The sequence below is a fragment of the Elstera litoralis genome (assembly GCF_000963705.1).
GTDB lineage: Bacteria > Pseudomonadota > Alphaproteobacteria > Elsterales > Elsteraceae > Elstera > Elstera litoralis.
On sequence record NZ_LAJY01000328.1, the window covers coordinates 1 to 7,373 of the forward strand.

Genomic DNA, 7,373 nt, shown 5'->3' on the forward strand with positions numbered 1-7,373 from the left:
GGGGCACCCGTTTCTCGCGGTCGGCGGCGGGGCCGGGCTCGCGCCGGGCAGCGCGGTTGCGCTTGGGGCCGACCCGAAACTGCGGATCGGTGCGGTCGGGAGTACGGTGATGCCGCTGGTGACGCTCACTCGCCATCTGCTCGCCAGCCCCGGCCAAACCGAGGCGCTGCAACCCGCCATTACCCTAGCGCTCGATCCGCGCAGCAGCCGCGATCTGCGCTTACCCGCCGGGTTGAAGCGCCTGACGCTCGATCTGCCGCCGGGTGGTGGGCGATCCCGGCGATGGGGGGCCGCTGCTGTGGAGCGCCGGGCAACCGCTCAGCCGCCAGCTCGAAACCCGGTCGGAGCGGCTGCGGCTGTTCAATCTCGGCCCCGCCCCGGCGGTGATTGCCCTGCGTCAGATGCCGATTGCGGCTGCGCGCCAGACCGTCGCGCCGCAGCAGAGCTTCAAGCAGTTCCTCGGCGCGGCGGGGTCGCTGGTGCTGGCGGTGCAAGGGCTGCCGGGGCAGGTTTTGATCGTCGACGGCGCATCCGGCCCGGCGGTTTGGCAGGGGAAAGACGGTAGCCTGTTGCGCGGCAAGCGCCTGCCGATCCAAGGGCCGGGGGTTCTGAGCCTCGATCATCCGGCAGGGTTGCTCGCGGTGTGGCTGGAGGGGCCGGGGGCCGGGTTCTGGCCTGCGGTGAAAACGCAAACGCTGCAACTGCCGAACAGTCTTTCCCTCTCCGGTGCGGCCCAGGCGGTGCGCCTGACGCTAACGGAGCCGAGCCTCTTGCACTTACGCAGTACCGCACCGCTTATCGCGGGCTTACGGGTCCCCGGCGAGGCCGAGGCGATTCGCCTCTTTCCGAACGGCGTCGATTGGCATCGCTATGTGCCCGCAGGCGAGGTGGAACTGCGGTTGGCCGCCCCGCAAGATGGCGGGCTGAGCGGCACTCTGGAGCTTCAGGCCAGCCCGGTCACGCGCGTCGGCGATGGGTTGTCGGCCCCTCTGCCGCTGGCGGCGGGCGATACGCGCGCCTTTGCCTTTACCGTGCCGCGCGCCGGGAAGATCGGCGTTTGGCGTTCGCTCGGCGCGCGATCCCGCGTCGGTGCGATTGCTCGATGCGGGCGGGCGCGTACTGGGGGAAGGGCTCGTTCAGTATAAATCGGTCCCGGCGGGCGACTATGTGCTGGAGGTTCAGGCCCCCAACGATGCCGCGCTGTCGCTGCAAGCCGCTGTGGTCGGCATCGCCGCGCCCAACCGAGGGCCGCCGCCGGACGTGCAACAATCCTATCTTGAACTGGTGGGGCTGCGATCCAATGCGCCCTAACCCCACCTCTTCGCCGTTTTCGCCCCTGGGGATTAAACCGATGCGCTGGCTTGCTACAACCCGCCTGGGCCTGACGCTTCTCGCTTTTAGTGCAGGCGGCTTTGCCCTCGCGCAAACGCCTGCCGCCCCGGTCGCGCTTGATCCGTCCGCGATCATCCCGGCCGTGCCGCTCGATCACACCCAGCGCGCCGATGGGGCGGTGCTGGTGCCGGATCGATTCTTGCGGCGCTGGGATTCGCTCACCCTGTTTCTCGACCAGGACCAGGGGCCGAAAACCCCCGCCGCCGAGGACCAGCCGGGCCGGTTTGTCGATCTGAACCCGCCGCAGCCGGGGGCGTGGCAGTGGATCAACCCGCGCACGCTGCATTTTAAACCCGCCGAACCCTGGCCCGCTGGGCAGGGGGTGACAGTGCGCATCGGCGCGCGGTCCGAACGGCTAACGGTGCTGATGCCCGCCCCGGTCGCCGTTATCCCCGCCGATGGCGCAACCCAAGTGCCGCGCCCGCAGGAAATTCTGCTGAGTTTTTCCGAGCCGGTCGCCCCCGATCTGCTGGCGCGACTGCTGACGGTAGAAATCCGGCCCTATCCGGGGGTCGATGCCGGGCAGGGCCGCAGCCTGACCGGCCAGGATTTCACCGTGAAGCCGCTGGACCGCGCCGGGGCGGGCGCGCCTGCCCGTTACGCCATTCAGTTCCGCAGCCCCATCGAAGACGGCGCGAAGGTTTTCGTCCGTCTCCGGCAAGCGCTCGACGCCAGCCTGGATGCGCCGGTCAGCAGCAGCAGTTTTGCGACGGCGCAAGCCTTTCGCGCTACCGCTCTCACCTGCGGGCGCGGCTATGACGGCGGCAGTACCGACGGGGCCTTGCAGTGCCAACCGACGCGCTACCGCGACGCCGACAGCGGCCCGGCGGTTCCCGGTTTGCGCCTCACCTTCTCGGCGGGCGTGCCGACGCTCGATCCGGTGCAAGCCGCCAATCTGTTGCGCATCTCACCGCCCATCGACGGGTTAAAGGCTGCGCCCGATGGCACCAACGCCCTGCGCCTTACGGGCGCGTTTCGGCCCGATACGCTGTACGAACTCCGCCTCGGCGACGCCGGGGTGACGGATAGCGACGGGCGCGCGCTGGATGCTGCCGCTTCGCCCGCCTGGAAATTCTTCTTTTCGCCGGAGCGGGCCCTTCTCGCCTGGGAGGAATCGCAGGGCATCGTCGAGCGGTTGGGGCCGCAGATGGTGCCGATCCGGGCGCGCGGGGTGGACAAGCTCGACCTGCGCATTCACCCGATCGATCCGCTGTCGCGCGATTTCTGGCCGTTCCCCGACGCGGCAGTGACCGTCGATGAGGATCAAGAACCGCCGCTGGCCGGGCTGGAGCCGGAGCCGACCGATCAGGTCGAACCGATTACGCCGAAACTGCTGGCCGAGCGGTTGAAGGCGCTGGGCACGCCGTCGATTTCCGAAATCATCACCCTGCCCGGTAAGCGCGGCGGCGGTTTGGCGCGCTTAGGCGTCGATCTTCAGCTATCTCAGCCGAATTGCCGGGCCGGGGCGCCCTGGTGCCTATCTGGTCGGCATTCGCCGCACCGACGGCCCGGCGCAGCGCAGTTGGATGCGGATTCAAGTGACCGATCTTGCGCTCTCGGCAGTGGAAGAGGCGGGGGCGGTGCGGTTCTACGTGACCTCGCTGGCGACCGCCCAGCCGGTTGCGGGGGCGCGGATTCGGATCGAGGGCGGCTCGGGCCGACGCGAAGCGGTTTTCGGCCAAGGTACTACGGACGCGATGGGTTCCTTCGTTTGGGTCGCCCCCGGCGGCGCAAATCGGCCCTGGTATCGGCTGACGGTGAGCAACGGCGAAGACCGGCTGATCTTCCACCCCAATCAAGAGGTGCCGCGCTACGCCGGGCAGACCTGGAACAACACCAGCCGCGATTGGCTGGATTGGGCGCTGCGCCCCCTGGAGCCGCGTCAGGAAACCGCCCGCCTGCTCTGCCATGTTTTCGCCGAACGCCCGATTTATCGCCCGGAAGATCCGGTGCAATTCAAGGGCTTCGTGCGAACCTATCTCGGCGGCGCGCATCGTTTCGCCTCGGGCACGGGGTCGCTCGTGGTGCAAGGGCCGAATGATGAGGAGTGGCGCTATCCGGTTACGCTCAGCGATACGGGCGCCTTCCATTTCGAGTTCAACGAGAAAACCGACGCGACCGGGGATTATAGCGCCTATTTTGAGAGCAACGGCAAAGAGACGGAAAGCTGCGGGCAGGCGCGCTTCAAGAAAGACGCCTATCGGCTGCCGACCTTCGAAGTGCTCTTGAACGGCCCGCAGCGGGTGGCGCTCGATGAGGAATTTGGTATCGACCTGTCGGCGCGCTATTTCGCGGGCGGCTTGGTAGCGGATCGACCGATTTTGTGGCGGGTGACGCAAGCGCCAATTGCCTGGACCCCGCCGGACCGCCCCGGCTTCTTCTTCTCCAGCGATTCGCGCTTCGGGGCGGAGGAGAAGTTCCGGGCAAGCCCGGTGCTGGAGCAGAACGCCCGCACCGACGACAGCGGCTCGGCCCCGCTGAAACTCAATCCCACCCTGGAGCCGACCGGCCATCCGCGCCGCTATCAGATTGAGGCGACCGTGACCGGGCCGGACGATATTCAAGTGCGCACCTCTACCCAAGTGCAGGCGCTTCCAGCCTTCGTGCTGGGGGTGAAGGTGCCGCGCTATCTGGAAACAGCGACCAGCCTTCAGCCGGAAATCCTCGCCATCGGCCCGCAGGGCACGCCGGTTGCAGGGGTGCCGCTGACGGTGAAGCTGGTGAGGCGCAGTTGGAACTCGCTGCTGCAAGCCGGGGATTTCTCTCAAGGCACGGCCAAATATACGACCGAAACCATTGATGAGGTGATCGAAGAGCGCAAAATCGTCAGTGGGGCCGACGCGCTGAAGCTGGATTTCCCCCTGCGCGAGGCGGGCGTCTATTTGGTTCAGGTCGAGGCCGCCGATAAAATCGGGCGGCGGCAGTTCGTCTCGGTCGATCTGTTCGTGAATGGCGGCGCGCCGGTCACCTGGTCGCGCCCGCCGACCGAAACCGTGGCGGTCAGTAGCGACAAGGATGCCTACGCCCCCGGCGAAAGCGCGCAACTGGTGCTGCAAAGCCCGTTCCAGACAGGGCGGGCGCTCGCCATTGTCGAGGAGCCGGAAGGGCCGTTCCGCTATCAATGGCTCGATATTGCTAAGGGGGTGGGGAGTTTCGCGCTGCCGATCCGCAAAACCCAAATGCCGCGCGTCGCGGTGCATTTCCTCGTTATGCGCGGGCGCGTGGCGGGCGATGCCCCCGCGCCAACGGCCCAGTTCGATCTGCGCAAACCGGCGACGCTGGCCGCGACGAAATGGGTGACGGTGACGCCCGTCGCCCATCAGGTCACGGCGAGCTTCACCTATCCCGAAAAAGCCCGGCCCGGTCAGAAAATCGATGTGGTGCTGAAGCTGCGCGACGAAGCGGGCAAACCGCTGGCGGGCGAGGCGACGTTCTGGCTCATCGATCAGGCGGTTCTATCGCTGGCGCGCGAACAGCCGCTCGACCCGCTGCCGAGTTTCATTGTGCCGCGCGACACGCATCTGGTGGCGCGCGACAGTCGGAACATGGCCTTCGGGATTCTGCCGCTCATGGAAACGCCGGGCGGCGATAAGCCGTTGGAAGATTTGGGCGTTGATAATATCGCCGTGCGTAAAAACTTCACGCCGGTGCCGATTTATCTGCCGACGGTGGCCATCGGTCCCAGCGGCGAGGTGACGATTCCGGTCACCCTGCCGGATAGTCTCACCATCTTCAAACTGCGCGCGAAGGTGATTTCCGGGCCGGATCGTTTCGGCTATGCCACGGGCGAATTGCCGGTGCGGCTGCCGGTCATCGCGCAACCGGCCTTGCCGCGCTTCCTGCGCCCCGGCGATACGTTCGAGGCTAGCGTTATCGGACGCGTGGTCGAAGGCGAAGCCGGGGCGGGCAAGGGCACGCTGAAAACCGATGGGCTGACGCTCACCACGCCCGCCGAGCAGAGTTTCACTTGGGAGGGTAGCCGCCCGCAGCGTTTGGATTATCCGGTCACGGTCGGCCAGCCCGCCTATCGCGCCGATGGCACGCCCGAGCGCCAATCGGTGCGCCTCGGGTTCACCGTTCAACGCCAATCGGATCAAGCCGGGGATGCGGTAGAAATCACCCTGCCGCTGCGCCCGGATCGCCCTGCGGTACGCCAGCAACGGTTACAAACCCTGGCCCCCGGCGGCACTTTGGACCTTGCGGCCCTCTCCGAACCCGCGCGCCTGGCACTTTACGGCGGTCGTTCATTCTCTCCAGCGACCCCAGCATTCCGCGTGTGCTGGCGGGGATGGTGCAGGTCATGCAGGCCCCCTGGGGCTGTTCGGAGCAGCGCATCAGTCTTGCCCGCGTCGAACTCGCGTTGAAACCCATCGCGCAAACCCTGGGCGAAACCGCGCTGCTGGAGCGCCTGTCGCGCGACGTACGCCAAACGATCGATGCGATTGATCGCTCGACCGACGAGCGCGGTCTCGTCGGCTTCTGGCCCAACTCGCGCGGCTATGTGCCGCTGACGGCCTGGGCGTTGCAGTTCCTCGTTGAGGCGCGGGAGGCGGGCGAGGCGGTCGATCTCGCTCTATTGCAACGGCTCGCCAATGGGTTGAAGCAGGTCCCTGCGCGCGCCGGGGGATGAACTGCGCGTCGGCGACGCCGCGTGGGCCGAGCGGGCACAGGCCTTGGTCGCCCTCGCCCAAGCCGGGACGCTGGAAACCGGCTATCTCGCCGAACTCGCCCGCCGCGCCCGCTTCTTAGGGCCGGAAACCCTGGCGCAGACCGTGCGCGTGCTGGCGGAGGCTAAATTCGCCGATACGCAAGTGCTCGACGCCGTGCAGGCGCAACTATGGAGCACGGTCAAAACCCGCCAGGGGCCGGATGGGCTGGTTTACGACGGCATTACTGGCGTCAGCAGCGGCGCGCTGATTCTGCCGTCCGAAACGCGCACCCTCGCCCAGATGGTGCGGGCCGTCGGCGTCGCCACTCCAAAAGACCCGCGCAACGCCATCCTCGTACGCGCGTTGGTGCAGCTTGGTCAGGGCGACGGCTGGGGCTCCACCAATGCCAATAGCGAAGCCATTCTGGCGCTGGTGAAAAACGGTCTGCAAACGGCAACCCCTGCGGCCCGCGTTACGCTTGCGCTTGACGGGGCCGCGCCGAAAACCATCGACCTGCCCGCGAACCGCCTGCTGGTGCGCGAAACCCTGCTCGACGCCAAAGCGCTGACACTGACGGCGGCTCTTGGGCAAGTGCCGCTGACGGTCACGCTTGATGAAGAGTTTCTGCCGCAAGCGCTGGGCTCGCACGCCCAGGCCCAGGCGCAGGGCTTCGTCGTCCAGCGTGAAGGGTTCCGCGTTCCCACTGGGGGCGGGCCGCTGGAGAAGCTGAGCCCGGTGAATGGCGCAATCAGCCTTGCCGTTGGCGATGTGGTGGAAGACGTGGTGGAACTGGTCAATCCCGAAGATCGCACCCATGTGGCGATCCGCATTCCGCTCGCCGCCGGGATGGAGCCGCTCAATCCGGGCCTCGCGACCGCGCCGGCGGAAGCGAAAGTCAGCACCAAGACCAGCGACGGCTGGAACGCGACGGCGTTCCTCGACGATCAGGTGAGCTTCTTCTTCAACGATCTGCCGCGCGGCACCTACCGTTTCGCCATCCGCAGCCGGGCCACCGTAGTCGGTAGCTTCACGCAGCCGCCGTCGGAGGCCGAAATGATGTACCGCACGCCCGTGCGCGGCAGTAGTGACGGGGCGCGGATCGCGATTAGCCGGTAAGATGCGGCGCGCGTGGGGCTTCGGCGGGATTGGCCTGATTGCGCTGGGGGGGCTCAGTTGGGTCGGTTTGGAGATGTCCGCCCGTGCCCATCTCGAAAGCCCGCCCCCCAGTGCGCTGCTGGTGGATCGTACCGGCGCGTTTCTGGCGCAATTGGCCGAACCGATGGCCGGGGCGGGCGGCGCGCCTCGGCTTGATTATGGCTTCTGGCCACTGCC

7 protein-coding genes are annotated in these 7,373 nt (G+C 67.2%); all 7 read left to right on the forward strand.

Annotated elements, in window-relative coordinates; translation table 11 throughout:
• Nucleotides 1-263: 263 nt before the first annotated feature.
• Nucleotides 264-1,145, forward strand: coding sequence for a hypothetical protein (locus tag VZ95_RS12900; protein WP_045776206.1), 882 nt, complete (start codon nucleotides 264-266; stop codon nucleotides 1,143-1,145).
• Nucleotides 1,090-1,311 carry a hypothetical protein gene (locus VZ95_RS24195; protein ID WP_156995281.1) on the forward strand — a complete coding sequence of 74 codons (222 nt, stop codon included), beginning with the start codon at nucleotides 1,090-1,092 and terminating at the stop codon, nucleotides 1,309-1,311. The genes VZ95_RS12900 and VZ95_RS24195 overlap by 56 nt, the downstream gene beginning before the upstream one ends.
• A gap of 40 nt (nucleotides 1,312-1,351) precedes the next feature.
• The gene (locus tag VZ95_RS25615) at nucleotides 1,352-3,433 is read left to right on the forward strand and encodes an Ig-like domain-containing protein (protein WP_052711743.1); all 2,082 of its coding nucleotides are present in this window, start codon (nucleotides 1,352-1,354) and stop codon (nucleotides 3,431-3,433) included.
• Nucleotides 3,360-5,756, forward strand: a complete 2,397-nt coding sequence (locus VZ95_RS27210) for an alpha-2-macroglobulin family protein (RefSeq protein ID WP_232302649.1) — start codon at nucleotides 3,360-3,362, stop codon at nucleotides 5,754-5,756. The genes VZ95_RS25615 and VZ95_RS27210 overlap by 74 nt, the downstream gene beginning before the upstream one ends.
• Complete coding sequence (locus VZ95_RS22050) at nucleotides 5,693-6,022, forward strand: hypothetical protein (RefSeq protein ID WP_052711745.1); 330 nt, start codon at nucleotides 5,693-5,695, stop codon at nucleotides 6,020-6,022. The genes VZ95_RS27210 and VZ95_RS22050 overlap by 64 nt, the downstream gene beginning before the upstream one ends.
• Before the next feature lie 43 nt (nucleotides 6,023-6,065).
• Nucleotides 6,066-7,157 (forward strand): alpha-2-macroglobulin family protein, encoded by a 1,092-nt coding sequence (locus VZ95_RS22055; protein WP_052711746.1) that lies wholly within the window; start codon nucleotides 6,066-6,068, stop codon nucleotides 7,155-7,157.
• Nucleotide 7,158: 1 nt separating this feature from the next.
• Nucleotides 7,159-7,373 (forward strand): hypothetical protein (locus VZ95_RS12910; protein ID WP_045776207.1); only part of this gene is annotated, 215 nt, incomplete at its 3' end.